Source organism: Roseivivax isoporae LMG 25204 (assembly GCF_000521865.1).
GTDB classification, from domain to species: domain Bacteria; phylum Pseudomonadota; class Alphaproteobacteria; order Rhodobacterales; family Rhodobacteraceae; genus Roseivivax; species Roseivivax isoporae.
Genome location: NZ_JAME01000013.1, coordinates 25,311 through 41,094, shown reverse-complemented (window position 1 = coordinate 41,094; position 15,784 = coordinate 25,311). Strand labels below are relative to the sequence as shown.

Sequence of the window (15,784 nt, the reverse complement as noted above, 5' to 3'; positions counted from 1 at the left end):
TCCTCCTCGCCGTCTTGCGACACCGCGTCGCCCGGCAACTTGCATAATTTATTTTGAATTATGTATTACGAACGAGTAACGGTAAGTCAACAGTGAAGTCGCGAGGAGGAACGGAAATGCTGGAACAGGCGCTCAGGGACGGCTTCTCGGGGGACATCCTGTTCGACGCCGCCTCGCGCGGGCGGTATTCGACGGACGCATCGTTCTACCAGATCATGCCGGCGGGCGTGGCCGCGCCGCGCACCGCCGAGGACATCCAGGTCGCGCTCGCGGCGGCGCGCGCGGCAGGCGTGCCGGTGACGGGGCGGGGCGGCGGCACGTCGCAATGCGGCCAGACGGTGAACAGCGGCCTCATCCTCGACAATTCCCGCCATTTCAACGGCATCCTCGAGATCGACGTGGAGAACCGCCGCTGCGTGGTCGAGCCCGGCGTCGTGCTCGACGAGCTGAACCGCGCGCTGAAGCCGCACGGGCTCTGGTTTCCCGTCGACGTCTCGACCGCGTCGCGGGCGACCATCGGCGGCATGGCGGCGAACAATTCCTGCGGCGGCCGGTCGCTGCGCTACGGCACCATGCGCGACAACGTGCTGTCGATCGACGCGATCCTCGCGGACGGCACGGCGGCGCATTTCGGGCCGGTGTCGCGCGACGGGCTGCGCGGCAACGATTCCTTCGCCCGGACCGCCGCGGACATGCTGGCGCTCGGGGACGCGCATGCCGACCTCATCGAGGCGCGGTTCCCGAAGCTCACCCGCCGCGTCGGGGGCTACAACCTCGACGCGCTCACGCCGGCCCATGCGCTGCCGAACCTCGCCCACCTTCTCGTGGGTTCCGAGGGCACGCTGGCCTATTTCACCGCGATCGAGCTGCGGCTCTGGCCGCTCGTCGGGGAAAAGCAACTCGGCATCTGCCATTTCCCGACCTTCTACCAGGCGATGGACGCCACGCAGCACCTCGTGGCGCTGAACCCGCTGTCGGTCGAGCTGGTGGATGCCACGATGATCGGGCTCTCGCGGCAGATCCCGCTGTTCCGCCCGACCATCGAGCGGGCCGTCCGGGGCGAGCCCGCGGCGCTCCTGCTCGTCGAGTTCGACGAGGGCAGCGCCGAGGCGAACGCCGCGCGGCTTTCGGCGCTCGAGGACCGGATGGCCGAACTCGGGTTCGACTGGGCGCACGAGGGCCGCGGCTGGGGCGGCGTCGTCCCGGTGACCGACCAGCGGCTGCAGGCGCAGATCGCCGAGGTGCGGAAGTCCGGACTCAACATCATGATGTCGATGAAGCAGGAGGGAAAGCCCGTGTCCTTCGTCGAGGATTGCGCGGTCGACCTGCCGCACCTCGCCGACTACACCGCCGGTCTGACCGAGATCTTCGAGAAGCACGGCACCAGGGGCACGTGGTACGCCCATGCCTCGGTGGGCTGCCTGCACGTGCGGCCAGTGCTGAACCTCAAGCTCGACACCGACGTGAAGAAGATGCGCGCCATCGCTGAGGAGGCCTTCGACCTCGTCGCGCGCTACAAGGGGTCGCATTCGGGCGAACACGGCGACGGCATCGTGCGGTCGGAATTCCACGACCGGATGTTCGGGACCGAGATCACGACCGCCTTCCTCAAGGTGAAGGACAGTTTCGATCCCGGCCGGCTCCTGAACCCCGGCAAGATCGTCGAGGCGCCGCGCATGGACGACCGTACGCTCTTCCGCTACCCGCCGGATTACAGCGTCGCGCCGCTCAAGACCGCCTTCGACTGGTCGGCCTATCCGGGCGCGGGCGGCGGATTCCAGGGCGCGGTCGAGATGTGCAACAACAACGGCGCGTGCCGCAAGCTCGCCGGCGGGGCCATGTGCCCGTCCTACCGCGCCACCCGCAACGAGCGCGACGTGACCCGCGGCCGGGCGAACACCCTGCGCCTCGCCCTCTCGGGGCAACTGGGGCAGGACGCGCTGACCTCGGACGCCATGATGGAGACGCTGAGCCTCTGCGTCTCGTGCAAGGCCTGCAAGCGCGAATGCCCGACCGGCGTCGACATGGCCAAGATGAAGATCGAGGTGCTCGCCGCGCGGGCGCAGAAGACGGGCCTGTCGCTGCACCAGCGGCTGGTGGCGCACATGCCGGACTACGCGCCCGTGGCCTCGAGGCTGTCCTGGGCCATGAACCTGCGCAACCGGCTGCCGGTCCTCGCGCGGCTCATGGAAGGCCCGACGGGCTTCGCCGCGTCGCGTCCGCTGCCGCACTGGTCCTCTAATCCCTTCCGCGACGACGAGGCGCAGGATGCGGACCCCGACGTCATCCTCTTCGCCGACATCTTCAACCGCTATTTCGAGCCCGAGAACCTGCGCGCGGCGGTGCGCGTCCTGCGCGCCGGCGGCGCGCGGGTCGCGGTGGCCTCGGACGGGCAGCGGCGGCCGCTCGACAGCGGGCGCACCTACCTCGCCACCGGCCTCGTCGACCGCGCCCGCGCCACCGGCCGGCGGCTGCTCGACGCGCTCCTGCCGCATGTGGAGGCGGGGCGCACCATCGTCGGGCTCGAGCCCTCGTGCCTCCTGACGCTGCGCGACGAGATCCCGGCGCTGATCCCCGGCGAGGCCGCCGACCGCGTCGCCGAGCGCGCGAAGATGCTCGAGGAATTCATCGCCGAGGCGACCGACGCCGGCACGCTGGCGCTGCCGCTCGGACCGGTGCCCGAGGGCATCCTGCTGCACGGGCATTGCCACCAGAAGGCGCACGACGTCATGCCCGCGATTCAGCGGACGCTGGCGCTGCTGCCCGACACCGAGGTGCGGACCATCGAATCGAGTTGTTGCGGCATGGCGGGATCCTTCGGCTATGCTAGGCAGACCGAGAAGGTGTCGCGCGAGATGGGCGAGCTCAGCCTCTTTCCGGCCGTTCGCAAGGCGGCGCCCGGAACCTATGTGGTGGCGGACGGCACGTCGTGCCGGCACCAGATCGCCGACGGCACGGCGCGCGAGGCGATCCACGTCGCCCGCCTGCTCGACATGGCGCTAGCGAAGGAGGGCGCGGCATGAACGTACAGACCAAGGGCGTCCCCGCCCTGCGCCGCACGTCCCTGCACCAGGAACTGGCGGACAAGGTGCGCGAGCTGATCGTGAGCGGGGAGCTGCCGCAGGGCACCAAGGTGCCGGAACGCGAGCTCTGCGAGATGTTCGGCGTCTCGCGCACGCCGCTGCGCGAGGCGCTCAAGGTGCTGGCGCTCGACCGGCTCGTTGTGCTCGAGCCGAACCGCGGCGCCTGGGTGAGCCGGATCACCGTCGCCGATCTCGAGGAGGTGTTCCCGGTCATGGGCGCGCTCGAGGCGCTGTCGGGCGAACTGGCCTGCGCCAAGATCACCGATGCCGAGCTCGCCGCGATCCGCGTCCTGCACGAGGAGATGGTGGGCCATTTCGAGGCCCGGCGCCTGGCCGAGTATTTCGACCTGAACCAGCGGATCCACGAGGCGATCCTTGCCGCCGCGCGCAACGAGACGCTGACCGTGCAGTACCGCTCGCTCGCCACGCAGGTCCGCCGCGCGCGCTTCGTCGCCAACATGACCGACGCACGCTGGCAGCAGGCGACGGACGAGCATGCCGAGATCATGGCAACGCTCGAGGCGCGCGACGGCCCGGGACTTGCCGCGATCCTGCGCCGGCACCTGCAGAACAAGCTCGAGACCGTCCGCGAATGGCTGATCGCCAACGGCCAGGCAGGGTGAGGCCGCGCCCCTAGGCGACGATCTCCCACACGAAGCGCGCGCTGACGAGGATCAGGAAAAGGCCGAACGCGATCTCGAGCCGTCGCCGGGACAGGCGGTGCGCAAGCCGCACCCCGAGCCCCGCCGTCAGGACCGTCGTCGGCGCGAAGAGCGCGACCCCGAGGAGGGAGACGAACCCGATCGCGTCCGCCGGCAGCCCGTCGCGGCCGAGGCCGGCCAGGACGTAGCCCGCCGCTCCCGGTACAGAGACGAGCACGCCGATGCCTGCCGAGGTCGCGACTGCCTGGTGCATGGTGCGCCCGTGCAGCGACATGAGGATATTGGCGACCTGCCCGCCCCCGATCCCCATCAGCGACGAGGCAAGCCCGATCAATGCGCCGTAGCTCCGCAGTAGCCAGCCCGACGGCAGGTCGTCGGCGACGTTCCAGCGCGACGAGCCGCTCAGCAGCTTGACCGCGTTGACGCCCGCGACCAGCACGAAGACGCACATCATCACGACGGGGTCCGCGTACCTCGCGATGGCCGCTCCGACGATCACGCCGAGGACGATCGGCACGGCCCAGCGTCGCAGGAGCGCGGTGTCGACCGCCCCCTTGCCGAGATGGCCGCGCCACGACCGCAGGGATGTGGGGATGATCACGGCGAGCGAGGTTCCGACCGCGAGCGGCATGCGCACTTCGTCCTCGACGCCGTGGGCGCCGAACACCTGAAACAGCACCGGCACCATGAGCGCCCCGCCGCCCACGCCGAAGAGACCGGCCAGAATGCCGGTCAGGGCGCCCGCGGCGAGGAGGATCGCCGCGAGCACGAAAAGGTCCGGGGAAAGTTCCAAGTCCGTGAGTGTCCTGTTCCGGTGCGCGCGTGGACACGCGGCGTCTGTCAGACGACCTTGAGTGTCAGGTCCCCGACGCTGTCCACGTGGCCGTGGACCTCGTCACCGCACACCAGCGACCCCACGCCCGCGGGCGTGCCGGTCATGATCAGGTCCCCCGGGCGCAGTTCGAAGAGCCGCGACAGCGATGCGATGACCTCGGGTATCTTCCAGATCATCTGCTCGAGGCCGCCTTCCTGCCGCCGGGTGCCGTTCACCTCGAGCCAGATCGCGCCGTGGTCCGGATGACCGATCTCGGCTGCGGGCACGATTTCGCCGCAGGGGGCCGCGCCCTCGAAAGATTTCGCGGCGCACCAGGGGCGGCTCGCCTTCTTGAGCTCGGACTGGATGTCGCGCCGCGTCATGTCGAGGCCCACGCCGTAGCCGTAGACGTGGTCGAGCGCGCTCTCGACCGGGATATCCTTGCCACCCTCGGACAGGGCCACGACCAGCTCGATCTCGTGGTGGAAGTCGGCGGTTTCGGTCGGGTAGGGGATCGGCGCGCCGTCTGTGACGAGGCATGTCGGGCTTTTCTGGAAGAAGAAGGGCGGCTCCTTGTCCGGGTCGTGCCCCATCTCGACGGCATGCGCCGCGTAGTTGCGCCCGACGCAGTAGATACGGTGCAGGGGAAAGCGCCGGTCGGTGCCGCGGATCGGCAGGCTGGCCACCTCGGGGGCGGGTATGACATAGGCTGCGGTGTCGTTCATCTGGGTCTCCTGCCTCTCTTGTCTCAGGTGCTGCGGGTCTGCAGCGCGTGGTATCCATGTTTCCGCCGCGCCTCGCCGAGCGGCATGCCGTCGCGGACCGCTGTGAGGATGGCGTCCTCCTTGGCCTCGATCTCCTCGGCGGCGGCGAGCACGTCCATGGCGCGCGCCAGCGGCACGACCACGACTCCGTTCGCGTCCGCGCGGATCACGTCGCCCGGATCGACCCGCACGCGGTCGAGGCAGACGGGCACACCGGTCGCGTTCAGCACCACGCGGTCCTTGCCGGTACGCATGTGGCCGCGCCGCGACCAGATCGCGTAGTCGACCTCGCGGCTCTCGCGCAGGTCGCGGTTCACGCCGTCGATCACGGTGCCCTCGACGCCCTGCGCCTTGGCCACCTCGGTCATGATGTTGCCCCAGACGGTGCAGTCGGTGCGCCCGCGGTTGTCGATCACGACCACCGATCCCGGCCCGAGCCTGTCGAGGAAATCGCCGACCGTGCCGCCGCCGGGTCCGGCCGGCAGGTAGGACACGGTGAAGGCTTGGCCGGCGATGTCCGAATGGGGCTGCAGGGGAGACAGGCCTTCCACGGCCCCTTTGAGGCCGAGCCGGTCGAGCGCGTCCGAGATCGTCGACGTCCCGATGCGGCGGTAGCGGTCGAGAACCTCGGCTTCCAGACTGGGGGCATCCGACATGCATTTTCTCCCTGCGGCAAATTGGTATGATTGGTTAAAGAGACGGACACACGCCACCCCGAGGTCAGGACCGCTCCGCTCCCTCGCGGTAGACGGCGGCGAAGAGGTGACGCTCCACCGATCCCAGGTGCCGCAGCATTGCGGCATGGGCGAGGGCCGGATCGCGGTGTTCGATCGCGTCGATGATGGCGTCGTGCTCGGCAAAGGAATGGTGTTCGGGGCCGGGGCAGTCGCGGTCGCGGCGCAGGCGGCCCCAGACGACGGTCCGGCGTATCCCCGCCAGCATGTCGTAGAGCGCGGAGGTGATCGGGTTGTTCGCGGCGTCCGCCACGATCTTGTGCAGGCGATTGTCGCAGGCCTCGTATTCCCGCCAGGTCTGGGCCGCCCGGCTGTCCGCCGCGCACTTCCGTAAGGCGCTGACATCGCTCATCCTTGCGTGCACTGCCGCCTCGGAACAGAGGGCCGGCTCGATGACCAGGCGGGCGCGCATGACCTCGGCCGGGCTCGAGATCCGCGCGACCTCCCCGAGGCTGACCATCTCGAAGGGTTGCGCGCTGCCGACGAAGGTGCCCTTGCCGACGTGACGCCACAGGAGCCCTTCGCCCTCGAGGATCGACAGCGCCTTGCGCAGCTCGCCGCGCGAGACCCCGATTTGTTCGGCGAGATCACGTTCCGGCGGCAGCTTGGTGTTCGGCGTCATGTGCGGCTGCGCGAGGAACGCGCGGAGCTGGACGAGGGCGGCGTGGTGCGGGGGCATGGGTTCGTGCTGGTTGGTTGATCTGCCATCCTCGATACCGACGATCGACGGAGCGGACAAGAATTATCTTGACCAATTGCACTGATTGGTCGCACCAATGTTCCGTGGGTCAGCCCGGGACCCGGCTCCGCGGGCAGATCGGCGACAGATCTAGGGAGGATCACATGAACAAGCTGCTTTCCGCCGCCGCCGTCGGCGCGGCCTGCCTGGCCACGCCGGCCTTTGCCCAGGACTGGCCGAGCCAGACCGTCACCATCATCGTGCCCTACGCGCCGGGCGGCATTGCCGACATCGCGGCGCGCACCGTGGCCGAGGCGATGACACAGGAATGGGGCCAGGAGGTGATCGTCGACAACCGCACCGGCGGTGCGGGCTTCATCGCCGCCACTGCGGTCGCGCAGGCCGAGCCCGACGGCCACACCCTGTTCGTGGCCGACATGGGCGTCAACGTCATCAACCCGTCGCTTTTCGACGAGGTGCCTTACGATCCTGCCGCGGACTTCATCCCGATCACCATGATCTCCGATACGCCGCTGGTGCTGGCCGCCCATTCCGGCACCCCGTTCGAGACGGTGGGCGACTATTTCGAGGCGGCGCGGGCGGCGCCGGGCGAACTGAGCTTCGGCTCCGCGGGCATCGGATCGCTCAACCACATCGTGCCGGAATGGATCAGCTACGAGATGGATCTCGAGGTCGTGCACATTCCCTATCGCGGCGGCGCACCGGCCGCGACCGCGGTCGCGTCGGGTGAGGTCGAGGTGGGCGTGCTCGCGCTGTCTTCGGTGGGGCCGTTCGTCGACAGTGGCGACATCCGCATCCTGGGCGTCGCCCGCGAGGAGCGGGTGGAGTCGAATCCCGACGTTCCCACGCTGATCGAGAGCGGTGTGCCGAACGTTGCCGCGGGCCAGTGGGCCGGGCTTTTCGCGCCCACCGGAACGCCGGAGGACGTGGTCGGGAAGATCCACACCGACGTGGTGGCGTTCCTCGAATCCGACGAGGCGGCCGAGACCTTCGGCGCGCGAGGCGCGATCGTGTCGCCCATGGCGCAGGAGGACTTCGCGGCCATGCTCGACACCCTGCGCGGCCAATTCGCGACCATCATCGACGCCGCCGGCATCACCGCCGAATGACGTCGCCGCCGGGGCGCGCGCGCAACCTGCGCCCCGGCGGGAACCGCGGCAGGGAGGGAGGACCGCGATGACAAGCTATCTGGGCTCGAAGGATGCCGTTGCCGGTCTCGTGACCATGGCCATCGGCGCAGGTGTCGCGATTGCGGCCTCGGATTACGGCATGGGGACCCCGCGCCAGATGGGACCCGGCTTCTTCCCCGTGGTCCTCGGCGGCCTCATGGCGTTCGTGGGCGTGCTCATCCTGTTCGGTGCCTTGCGGGACCGCGAGGCGCTTCCGGACGTGCCGTGGCGGCCTCTCGTTGTGATGCCGCTCGCGATCCTGGCCTTCGCCCTCCTCCTGCCACGCACGGGGCTCGGTCCCGCGGGCGTCGTGACCGTCCTGCTTGCGGGAATGGCGCAGCGCGGTCGGCCGGGCGTCAGCCTCTGGCTCCTCGCCGCCCTGCTCGTGCCGGCAGTGTGGCTGCTGTTTGCGCGGCTTCTTGGCGTGCCCGTTCCGTTCATCGCGTGGACCTTCTGATGGGTCTGATCGAAAGCCTCGAGCTCGGCCTCGTCACGGCGCTCACCCTCGAGAACCTCTTCTACTGCTTCGTCGGCGTGTCCGTCGGGATGATCGTCGGCGTGCTGCCGGGAATCGGCCACCTTGCCGCGATCTCCCTCCTGATGCCGCTGACCTTCCACGTGCCGGCCACCGCCGCACTGGTGATGCTCGCGGGCATCTACTACGGCGCGCAATACGGCGGATCGATCGCGTCGATCCTGCTGAACTTGCCCGGTACCGCCTCCTCGGCGGTGATCTGCCTCGACGGCTACCCGATGGCGCAAAAGGGCCGGGCGGGCTCGGCCCTGATGATCACCACCATCGCCTCGTTCTTCGGCTCCTGCGTCGCGATCATCGTCCTGATCTTTCTCGCGCCGCCGCTGGCACGCATCGCCATGAACTTCCAGTCGGCCGACTACTTCTCGATGATGGTGCTTGGCCTCGTCGCGGCAGGCTCCATCAGCCAGGGCAAGCCGGCGATGGGGCTCGCGAGCATGCTGCTCGGCCTCATCATCGGGCTTGTCGGCATCGACGTGAACTCGGGCGCCATGCGCCTCACCTTTGGGATGCCGGAACTCATGGACGGCGTCAGCATCATCGTGATCGCCATGGCGCTCTTCGGCGTGACCGAGGTCATCGCCTCGGTCGGCAACGGCTTCGGGGCGGGCGGCAAGAGCACGACCGTGACCTGGGGCACGCTGATGCCCACGCGCGACGAGTGGCGGCAGACGCCGTGGCCGCTGGTACGGGGCGCGGCGGTCGGCACCGGCGTCGGGCTCCTGCCCGGCACGGGCGGCGGATCCATGGCGTCCTTCATGGCCTACGCGGTCGAGAAACGGGCGTCGCGTCGGCCCGAGACCTTCGGCACCGGCAATGTCGCGGGAATCACCGCGCCCGAGAGCGCGAACAACGCCGCGGCGCAGTCGGCCTTCATCCCGACGCTCACGCTCGGGATCCCGGGCGACGCGATCATGGCGCTGATGCTCGGCGCGCTCCTCATCCACGGCATCGCGCCGGGACCGCGCGTCGTCACGGAAAGCCCGGATCTCTTCTGGGGCCTTGTCGTCAGTTTCCTGATCGGGAACCTGATGCTCCTGATCCTGAACATTCCGCTGATCCAGCTCTGGGTGCGGATCCTCCAGATCCCCTACCGCCTTCTGTTTCCGGCGATCATCCTGCTGATCTGCGTGGGCGTCTACAGCCTCGAACGGTCGGTCTTCGACGTCCTGCTGGTGGCCGGCATGTCGGCGGTGGGCTTTGTCCTCATGCGCCTCGGCTTTGAGGCCGCGCCGCTGCTGCTCGGCTTCATCCTCGGCCCCATGCTCGAGGAGAACCTGCGCCGCTCGCTCCTGCTCAGCCGGGGCGATCCGATGATTTTTCTCGAACGCCCCGTCAGCGCGACGTTCCTCGGGCTCTCGGTCCTGATGCTGGCCTGGGTGCTCTGGGGAGTCGTACGGCCGCAGCGGCCCGCGGACGAGACCACGACAAGCAAATCCATGAGGGAGAGCATGAAATGATGGGAGTGGCCGTCCGCGAGATCCGCCGCGCCAGTGCAGAGGTCATCGACGGGCTGCGCGACGCCGGCACTGCGACCGTGCACGAGGCACAGGGCCGCACCGGGGCGCTCGGCCCGAGGATGCGCGCCGTGGTGCCAGGCGCGCAGGTGGCGGGTTCTGCCGTCACCGCGCTCTGCGCGCCGGGCGACAACTGGATGCTGCACGTGGCGATCGAGCTCATGCAGCCGGGCGACATGCTGGTCGTCGCCACCACGTCCGAAAGCCATGACGGCTTCTTCGGCGATATCCTTGCCGAATACGTGCGGCGCAGGGGCGGAGCGGGCGTGATTCTCGATTGCGGCGTGCGCGACGTGTCGGTTCTGCGGCAACAGGGATTTCCGACGTGGGCGCGCGAGGTCTCGGCGCAGGGCACGGTAAAGGAGACGGTTGGCGCGGTGAACGTGCCGGTGGTCTGCTGCGGCCAGCGCATCGTACCGGGCGACGTGGTCGTGGGCGATGACGACGGCGTCGTCGTGGTTCCGCGGTCCAGGGCGGCGGATACGCTCGCCGCTTCCCGCGCGCGGGTCGAGAAGGAGGACGCCATGCGCGCCGAACTCGCCCGTGGCGGCCGCACACTCGACTTTCTGAACCTGCGGGACAAGCTCGCGGCGAAAGGGCTTCGCTACGTCGACGGCCCGGTCGACTGGGACGGCGAGGCGCCGGAATGAGCGGCAGGATCGCGATCCTCGACGACTATGCCGGCGTCGCCACCGACTGGGCCGACTGGTCGGGGCTGGGCGAGGTGACCGTCTTCGGTGACACGATTGCCGACCGCGACGCGCTTGTCGCGCGGCTCGAACCGTTCGAGGTGCTCTGCGTGATGCGCGAGCGCACGCCGCTGCCGGGCGAAGTGCTGCGGGCACTGCCCAATCTCAGGCTGATCGTGACCTCGGGCAACCGCAATCTCTCCATCGACCTCGAGACCGCGGAGGCGCGCGGGATCACCGTCTGCGGGACCGAGATGCGGAACACCACGACAGCCGAATTCGTCATGGCGACCATCCTGACGCTCAGCCGCCGCATCGTGCCCGAGGCTGGCAACATGGCCGCCGGCGGCTGGCAGACCGGGTTCGGACGCGACCTGCACGGGCTGACGCTCGGTCTCGTCGGGCTCGGCAAGGTCGGCCAGCGCGTTGCCGCGCTGGCACGGCCCTTCGGCATGACGCTCTGCGCGTGGTCCGAGAATCTGACGCAAGAACACGCGGCGGGACACGGCGCACGCCGGTGCGCGAGCCTCGAGGAACTCATGAGCGTGTCGGACGTGGTCTCGCTGCACCTCGTCCTGTCCGACCGGACCCGGGGCCTCGTCGGGGCGTCCGACTTCTCCGCGATGAAGGAGGGCGCCGCTTTCATCAACACCTCGCGCGGACCCATCGTCGACTGCGGCGCGCTCCTCGACGGGTTGCGGTCAGGCCGGCCCCACGCCGCCGCGATCGACGTTTACGACACCGAACCGCTGCCTGCGAATGCCCCGCTGCGCGACGCGGAGCTCATGGCGCAGGGACGGCTCCTCCTGACGCCGCACCTGGGCTACGCCAGCGAGCAGACTTTCCGGCTGTTCTATACGCAGATGGCCGAAGCGGTCCGTGCGTGGCGCGCCGGCGCGCCGATCCGTCGCCTCGGCTGATCCGGCACCGGGCCCGGCAGCGTTGTCTTGCGCCGGCCGAGAACCCGGTGGTCCCGCGGCGTCCAGCGCCGAGCGGAGGCGCGCCTATGGATCACGAGGGAGGCGCGGAAGGCGCATGGCGGCCGGGTGCCGATCGCCGACCCGGCCGTGATCGCGATATCCGGGTTGGCGCTGCTTTTCGGCAACGGTCTCCTGATACTCATGGGGTTCACCGCTGCCGCGGCGCGCAGGGTCAGGGTCAGGGTCAGGGTACCACCCGCACCGGGGTTCCGCGGTAGGCGGGTGTCTGCGAGTTCCTCTCGTGGTAGCCGAGCGGGACCAGCGGGTTCAGCTCGGGGTAGTAGCCCCCGACGCAGCCCGCGGGGATGTCGTAGGGCGTGACCTTGAGGTCGTCCACGCGGCGCTCGTGGCCGTCGTCGATCGCGCAGACGAGGCTGACCGGCTGGCCCTCGTCGAGACCCAGCCGGCTCATCTCGTCGCGGTTGATCAGCAGGATGTCGCGGTCGCCCTCGAGCCCGCGCAGGCGGTCGGAGAAACCGTAGATGGTCGTGTTGAACTGGTCGTTCGAGCGCAGCGTGATCAGCGTCATCACGTCCTGGCCGTCCGGCGTCTCGCCGAGCGCCGTCAGGGTCGTGGGCGTCGTGAACTCCGCCCTGCCGCTTTCGGTCTTCCAGACCCGGTCGCGCGCGCTGTTGCCCCTGTAGAAGCCGCCGGGCTGGAACATGCGCGCGTTGAAATCCGCGAAATCGTCGGGAAACATCTCGGCGATCAGGTCGCGGATCCGGCCATAATCGGCAGTCCAGTCGTCCCAGCGCAGGTTCGGGTTCCGCGGCAGCGTCGCCTTGGCGATCCCGGCCACGATCGCCACCTCGGAGCGCACGTTGTCGCCCGGCGGTTTCGCGGGCCCGATCGAGCCGTAGATGTTCGACAGCGAATCCTCCATCGACACCGCTTGCGCGCCGGTCTCCTGGACGTCGCGGTCGGTGCGCCCGAGGCAGGGCAGGAGATACGCCACCTGCCCGGGGACGAGGTGCGAGCGGTTGGGCTTCGTCGCGATGTTCACGGTCAGGCGGAGCCGCGGCCAGGCGGCCTCCATCCGCGTGCGGTCGGGCAGGGCGCGCACGAGGTTTCCGCCGAGCGTCACCAGCGCCTTCATCCGGCCCTCGAGCAGCGCCTCGCAGGCGTGCACCGCGTTGAGCCCGTCGTCGGTCGGCGGCTCGATGCCGAAGAGTTCGCGCAGCTTGTCGGCCGGCATGTGCGCCGACTTCTCGCCCACGCCGACGGTGCGCTGGCCCTGGACGTTGGAATGCCCCCGCACCGGCGACACGCCGGCCCCGAGCTTGCCCACATTGCCCCGCATGAGCAACAGGTTGCACAGCATCCCGAGGTTCAGCCAGCCGTTCACGTGCTGGGTCAGGCCCATGCCGTAGATGCCGATGACGCGGTTCGAGGACAGGTAGATGCGGCCGGCCTGCTCGATCATCTCGCGCGTCAGGCCGGAATGGTGCTCGATGTCGGCCCAGTCCATGGCGCGCACCGCCGCTTCGGCCTCGGCGTAACCCGTGGTCTCGGTCGCGATGAAGTCGTGGTCGAGCACCGTCCCGGGTCCGGCGTCCTCGGCCGCGAGCACGCATTTCATCAGCCCCGCCATCACCGCCACGTCGCCGCCGGGCCGCACCTGGTAATACTCCTCGGAGATCGGGGTGGAGCGGCCGGTGGCCATCTGGGAAAGGTTCTGCGGGTCGACGAATTCCACCAGACCGCGCTCGCGCAGGGGGTTGAAGGTCACGATGCGGCCGCCGCGGTCGACCACGTCCTTCAGCACGTGCAGGAACCGCGGGCTGCTGCTGCCGGTGTTCTGCCCGAAGAAGAAGATCGCGTCGCAATGGTCGAAATCCTCGAGCGTGCAGGTTCCGACCGGGCTGCCGAGATATTTCAGCAGGTTCACCGACGTCGTCTCGTGGCACATGTTCGAGGATTGCGGCAGGTTCTGGTGTCCCATCGCGCGGGCGAAAAGCGCGAAGAGGAACGCGGCCTCGAGCCCCGCATGGCCGCAGGAGTAAAAGACCGCCTCGGTCGGATCGAGCGCGCGGAGCTCGCGCCCGATCTCGTCATAGGCCTCGTCCCAGCTCACCGGCAGGTAACGGTCGCTTTCGGGATCGTAGCGCAGGGGATCGGTCAGCCGCCCGGCCTTCTCGAGGTCGTGGTCGTGCAGCCTGCGCAGCTCCGAAAGGGTGTGCGACTGCCAGAACTCCGCGTCTGCGCGCCGCTGGTCGAGCTCCCAGAGCGTGGCCTTGGCGCCGTTCTCGCAGAACTCGAAGGTGTGCGGTTTCGCGGGCTTCGCCCAGGCGCAGGAGGTGCACATCATGCCCTTGGGCTTGTTCTGGCCCGCGAGGATGCGCAGCGCCTCGGGCGAGCTGCGTGCCTCGGCGAAGATCCGTGCGACCCCCCTCAGCGAGCCCCAGCCGCCCGCGCCGGCCTCGTATTGCGGGGTGTCGGGGTCGTGGTCGGTGCTGCTGTGCGTGCCCGGCTGCGGTGTCCTGACCATGTCTGCCTCCCTGGCGCTGGTCCATCGGCCGCAACCGGCAGTCGCGGCAGGCGGTCCCGGCGCGCCCCCGCGACCGCCCGGCCCCGCAACAGGCGCCCCCCGGCGATGTTCCCGCGGCGGCTGGTCGGAGTTCAGCGCGCGACGCCGGGGGGCGTGGGCGTGCGCTGCCGGTCGCGCGGTGCGGGCGGTGCCGCCGGGTCGGGTGTCTCGACGTAGTCGCCGGCGATCAGCCGTGCGCCGCGGTCGTAGGTCAGGTAGCGCCAGAGCCACTGCATCGACACGAGGAACCGGTGCTGGAAACCCACCAGCAGATAGACGTGGATGACCGCCCAGGCGAACCAGGCGATCCAGCCCTTCACCTTCAGACGGCCCTGTTCGAAGACCGCCGCATGACGGCCGACGATCGCCGTGTTCCCGCGGCCATTGTAGCGGAAGGGCGTCGGTGCCGCGCCCGTCGTGATGTGCGCGGCCAGCGACCGGCCGAGATGCACGCCCTGCTGCTTGGCGACCTGCGCGAGGCCGGGCAGGGGGCGCCCGTCCGCGTCCGCGAGATGCGCGACATCGCCCAGGGCATAGAGGCCGTCCGTGCCCGGCACCGCGAGCGTCTCGTCGACCGTGATGCGGCCGGCGCGATCGGTCGGACCGAGCTGCCGGGCGAGCGGCGATGCCGCGACGCCCGCCGCCCAGATCACCAGCCCGGTCGGAACATCCTCGCCGGCGATGCGGACCGAGGTCGGCCCCACGTCCTCGACCGCCTCGTTCGTGCGCACCTCGACGCCGAGGCGCTCGAGCCGCGCGCGCGCGTAGTCGGACATGTCCGTCGAGAAGCCCGACAGGAGCCGTGGCCCTGCCTCAACCAGCGTGATGCGGGTGGCGGTGGGTTCGATGCTGCGGAAATCGCTCGCGAGCGTGTAGCGGCTGAGTTCGGCGATCGAGCCGGCGAGCTCGACCCCGGTCGGGCCGCCGCCCACGATCGCGATGCTGAGAAGGCGCCGGCGTTCCGCCTCGTCCGTCGTCCGCTCGGCGCGCTCGAAGGTCAGCAGGAGCTGCGAGCGGATGTGCCGCGCATCCTCGATCGTCTTGAGGCCCGGCGCCCACTGGGCCCATTCGTCGTGTCCGAAATAGCCGTGCTCCGCCCCGCTTGCCAGCACGAGGTGACGGTAGCTCACGCGCTCGCCGCAGGTCATGTGCACCTGTCGCGCCGCGGTGTCGATCCGCGCCACCTCGCCGAAGAGCACGCTGACCGATTTCTGCCGGCGCAGGATCTTCCGGATCGGCTCGGCCACGTCGGTCGCGGACAGGGCCGCGGTCGCAACCTGGTAGAGCAGCGGCTGGAACAGGTGATGGTTGTGCCGGTCGATGACCGTGGTCGCGATGCCTGCGCGGCCGAGGCCCTTCGCGACCTCGAGTCCGGCAAATCCGGCCCCGATCACGACGACGTCGGACATGCGGGGGCGGGGCTCGGTGGCGCCTGCGGCTGGTTCTGAGTGCATTCCCTGGCTCCGATCTGGCCGCGCGGTCCGTGTCCGCGGGCCGTTTCCCGTCCAACAGGAGGGTGGACGCAATGTTCCGCCGCCCGGGCCGCCGCGCGGGCGCTCCGGTGTTGCAGGCCGCGCGCGCTCGTCGCCCGTACCCGGAACATTCGCCGG

The 15,784-nt window shown here is 69.6% G+C and carries 13 protein-coding genes; 7 read left to right on the top strand and 6 right to left on the bottom strand.

What is annotated here, in order from left to right; translation table 11 throughout:
• Positions 1-116 precede the first annotated feature (116 nt).
• Positions 117-3,023 (top strand): FAD-binding and (Fe-S)-binding domain-containing protein, encoded by a 2,907-nt coding sequence (locus RISW2_RS10015; protein WP_043769961.1) that lies wholly within the window; start codon positions 117-119, stop codon positions 3,021-3,023.
• Complete coding sequence (locus RISW2_RS10010) at positions 3,020-3,706, top strand: GntR family transcriptional regulator (RefSeq protein ID WP_043769958.1); 687 nt, start codon at positions 3,020-3,022, stop codon at positions 3,704-3,706. The genes RISW2_RS10015 and RISW2_RS10010 overlap by 4 nt, the downstream gene beginning before the upstream one ends.
• A gap of 10 nt (positions 3,707-3,716) precedes the next feature.
• Here the strand turns inward: RISW2_RS10010 and RISW2_RS10005 are convergent, their stop codons facing one another.
• From RISW2_RS10005 to RISW2_RS09990, 4 genes are all read right to left on the bottom strand, one after another.
• Positions 3,717-4,538: a sulfite exporter TauE/SafE family protein gene (locus RISW2_RS10005; protein WP_043769955.1), complete on the bottom strand. Its 822-nt coding sequence runs from the start codon at positions 4,536-4,538 to the stop codon at positions 3,717-3,719.
• Positions 4,539-4,585: 47 nt separating this feature from the next.
• Positions 4,586-5,284: a fumarylacetoacetate hydrolase family protein gene (locus RISW2_RS10000; protein ID WP_043769954.1), complete on the bottom strand. Its 699-nt coding sequence runs from the start codon at positions 5,282-5,284 to the stop codon at positions 4,586-4,588.
• Positions 5,285-5,307: 23 nt separating this feature from the next.
• The gene (locus tag RISW2_RS09995) at positions 5,308-5,979 is read right to left on the bottom strand and encodes an RraA family protein (RefSeq protein ID WP_043769951.1); all 672 of its coding nucleotides are present in this window, start codon (positions 5,977-5,979) and stop codon (positions 5,308-5,310) included.
• Between the two features lie 64 nt (positions 5,980-6,043).
• A complete protein-coding gene (locus RISW2_RS09990) occupies positions 6,044-6,736 on the bottom strand; it encodes a FadR/GntR family transcriptional regulator (protein ID WP_043769948.1) in 693 nt (230 codons plus the stop codon).
• Between the two features lie 164 nt (positions 6,737-6,900).
• Between RISW2_RS09990 and RISW2_RS09985 the strand changes: the two genes are divergently transcribed.
• From RISW2_RS09985 to RISW2_RS09965, 5 genes are all read left to right on the top strand, one after another.
• The gene (locus tag RISW2_RS09985; protein ID WP_043769944.1) at positions 6,901-7,866 is read left to right on the top strand and encodes a Bug family tripartite tricarboxylate transporter substrate binding protein; all 966 of its coding nucleotides are present in this window, start codon (positions 6,901-6,903) and stop codon (positions 7,864-7,866) included.
• 67 nt (positions 7,867-7,933) lie between these two features.
• Positions 7,934-8,383 carry a tripartite tricarboxylate transporter TctB family protein gene (locus tag RISW2_RS09980; protein ID WP_043769941.1) on the top strand — a complete coding sequence of 150 codons (450 nt, stop codon included), beginning with the start codon at positions 7,934-7,936 and terminating at the stop codon, positions 8,381-8,383.
• On the top strand, positions 8,383-9,921 hold the full coding sequence (locus tag RISW2_RS09975) for a tripartite tricarboxylate transporter permease (protein ID WP_051491917.1): 1,539 nt from the start codon (positions 8,383-8,385) through the stop codon (positions 9,919-9,921). The genes RISW2_RS09980 and RISW2_RS09975 overlap by 1 nt, the downstream gene beginning before the upstream one ends.
• A complete protein-coding gene (locus tag RISW2_RS09970; RefSeq protein ID WP_043769937.1) occupies positions 9,918-10,628 on the top strand; it encodes a 4-carboxy-4-hydroxy-2-oxoadipate aldolase/oxaloacetate decarboxylase in 711 nt (236 codons plus the stop codon). The genes RISW2_RS09975 and RISW2_RS09970 overlap by 4 nt, the downstream gene beginning before the upstream one ends.
• Positions 10,625-11,587 (top strand): D-2-hydroxyacid dehydrogenase family protein, encoded by a 963-nt coding sequence (locus RISW2_RS09965; protein WP_043769934.1) that lies wholly within the window; start codon positions 10,625-10,627, stop codon positions 11,585-11,587. Before RISW2_RS09970 ends, RISW2_RS09965 begins: the two co-directional genes overlap by 4 nt.
• A gap of 244 nt (positions 11,588-11,831) precedes the next feature.
• Here RISW2_RS09965 and RISW2_RS09955 read toward each other — a convergent pair whose 3' ends face one another.
• Together RISW2_RS09955 and RISW2_RS09950 are read right to left on the bottom strand one after the other, a co-directional pair.
• Positions 11,832-14,135 carry an FdhF/YdeP family oxidoreductase gene (locus tag RISW2_RS09955; RefSeq protein WP_043769928.1) on the bottom strand — a complete coding sequence of 768 codons (2,304 nt, stop codon included), beginning with the start codon at positions 14,133-14,135 and terminating at the stop codon, positions 11,832-11,834.
• A 131-nt stretch (positions 14,136-14,266) separates the two neighbouring features.
• Positions 14,267-15,628, bottom strand: coding sequence for an NAD(P)/FAD-dependent oxidoreductase (locus tag RISW2_RS09950; protein WP_156943816.1), 1,362 nt, complete (start codon positions 15,626-15,628; stop codon positions 14,267-14,269).
• Between the last annotated feature and the right edge of the window lie 156 nt (positions 15,629-15,784).